Annotated in this window: 2 protein-coding genes; both read left to right on the forward strand. The window is 37.7% G+C overall.

Translation table 11 applies throughout. The features are described from left to right. The first annotated feature begins 143 nt into the window (after positions 1–143). Positions 144–1,787, forward strand: a complete 1,644-nt coding sequence (locus tag KPC_RS19165; RefSeq protein ID WP_121975907.1) for a nitrite/sulfite reductase — start codon at positions 144–146, stop codon at positions 1,785–1,787. After that, complete coding sequence (locus tag KPC_RS19170; RefSeq protein ID WP_121975908.1) at positions 1,780–2,265, forward strand: DUF934 domain-containing protein; 486 nt, start codon at positions 1,780–1,782, stop codon at positions 2,263–2,265. The genes KPC_RS19165 and KPC_RS19170 overlap by 8 nt, the downstream gene beginning before the upstream one ends. Positions 2,266–2,346 lie beyond the last annotated feature (81 nt).

A 2,346-nucleotide genomic window follows, 5' to 3' on the forward strand; every position in this document is an offset into this window, starting at 1 on the left:
TTATATAAAAATTCTATTAAAACATTAGTATAAGCATTGCTTATCAATAAAATCGCTATTAAATATGTAAAAAACACATTTTGTTGATAGATTAAATCTCGTTATTCTGTCAGCCGTTATAATGAAACTACTAGCTGTACGCCATGTATTTATATACTGATTTCGATCAAAACCTGATCAATGAACGTGTCGCTCAGTTCCGTGATCAAACGGAACGCTATTTAGCGGGCAAATTAACAGAAGATGAATATCGTCCGCTTCGTCTACAAAACGGTTTATATGTGCAACGTTATGCACCTATGCTTCGTATCGCTGTACCCTACGGTTTAATGAATTCCAGGCAATTGCGTAAAATTGCCGAAATTTCAAAAAAATATGACCGCGGTTATGCCCATGTGTCTACACGTCAAAACTTTCAGTTAAACTGGCCTGCACTAGAAAGTGTCCCTGATATTCTGGCAGAGCTTGCAACAGTCCAGATGCATGCGATCCAAACATCTGGTAACTGTATACGTAATACAACAACTGACCAGTATGCCGGTGTTATTGCAGGAGAAATTGCAGATCCTCGTCCAACATGTGAGTTGATCCGTCAGTGGTCTACTTTCCATCCAGAGTTTGCATTCTTGCCACGTAAATTCAAAATTGCTGTTTCAGCTTTGGAAGAAACTGACCGTGCAGCAACATCTTTCCATGATATCGGTGTTTATATTGTGCGAAATGATGCTGGTGAGATGGGGTATAAAATTAAAGTTGGTGGTGGCTTAGGTCGTACGCCTATGATTGGTCATTTCATTCGTGACTTTTTGCCACGTGAAGATTTGATTGCCTACCTGGAAGCAGTTTTACGTGTATATAACTTACATGGCCGCCGTGATAATAAATATAAAGCCCGTATCAAAATTTTGGTTAAGGCATTAACTCCAGAAGTATTTGCAGAAAAAGTTGAAGCAGAATTTTTACATACCAAAGAAACATTGAAAATAGATGCTGAAACCTTAAAGAAAATGGATGAAGAGTTCACACCATTTGATTATCAGGATTTTGCCGACGAAGATTTCACGACATTATTTGCTGAATATCCGAAGTTTAAACATTGGTTCAATATCAATACCAATGCACATAAAGTTAAAGGCTATCGCGTTGTTACGATTTCACTCAAACGTGCAGGTATAGCACCAGGTGATGTTACAACTGAAGAAATGAATTTGATCGCTGATTTAGCTGACAAATATACTTTTGGTGAGCTTCGTACAACACATGAGCAAAATATTGCACTTGTTGATGTTCCGCAAAAAGATTTGTTTGAACTTTGGCAAACCCTTGAACAACATAATATGTCACGTGCACATATTGGTTTCTTGACAGATATCATTTGCTGTCCTGGTGGTGATTTTTGTTCATTGGCAAATGCCAAGTCTATTCCGATTTCAGAAGCGATTACCCGCCGTTTTGAAGATTTGGACACTGTATATAATTTGGGTCATATTGATCTAAATATTTCGGGTTGTATGAATGCATGTGGTCATCACCATGTTGGTAATATTGGTATTTTAGGTGTTGATAAGAAAGGCGCGGAATTTTACCAAATTACTTTAGGTGGTAATGCTAACCATGACGCTTCGATTGGTGACATCCTTGGTCCATCTTTTGCTGCTGAAGCTGTGCCTGATGTAATTGATGAAATTTTGAATACTTACCTTGATTTGCGTCAAGAAGGTGAAGAGTTTATTCAAACTTATCGCCGTGTCGGCATTCAACCATTCAAGGAGCGTGCATATGCTTAATACAGCTTTACAAGTGCTCGCAAAAGACGGCACGATTACTGATAATACTTATCAAATTATTGGTGAAGATGGTGTACTGCCACAGGGTGATGTGGTTTTGACGACTGCCCAGCTTGATCAGCTTGGAAATGTTTCTGGTAAAAAAGCACTTTATATTACAGTAGATGATTCACCTGAAGTCCATCAATATCCTTTAAATCAATTAGATACTATTTTTATTGAGTTTGCTGGTTTCAATGATGGGCGTGGTTATTCCTTCGCTGCACTTTTGCGTCGTCAAGGATATCAAGGTGAACTTCGCGCTGTTGGTGATATCTTTAAAGATGTTCTAAATTACTTAAAACGTTCAGGCTTTGATACTTTTGTCATTAAAGAAGGTAAAGATATTCATGAAGCTGCTGCTGGGTTGAGTGATTTTACCCACCCTTATCAGGCTTCGACTGCTGTACCCAAAGCACATTATCAAACAGGTGCTTGATTTTTAAATTAAATACATAAAGCTGGATGAGATATCTGGCTTTTTTGTTTATTTCTATGTTAAAAATTAGATATTATGTAG

Source organism: Acinetobacter stercoris, assembly GCF_900323515.1.
GTDB lineage: Bacteria > Pseudomonadota > Gammaproteobacteria > Pseudomonadales > Moraxellaceae > Acinetobacter > Acinetobacter stercoris.

Bases quoted from the DNA above. Each gene is read 5' to 3' on its own strand.
- KPC_RS19165 (WP_121975907.1), top strand. From the start codon at position 144: ATGTATTTATATACTGATTTCGATCAAAACCTGATCAATGAACGTGTC.
- KPC_RS19170 (WP_121975908.1), top strand. From the start codon at position 1,780: ATGCTTAATACAGCTTTACAAGTGCTCGCAAAAGACGGCACGATTACT.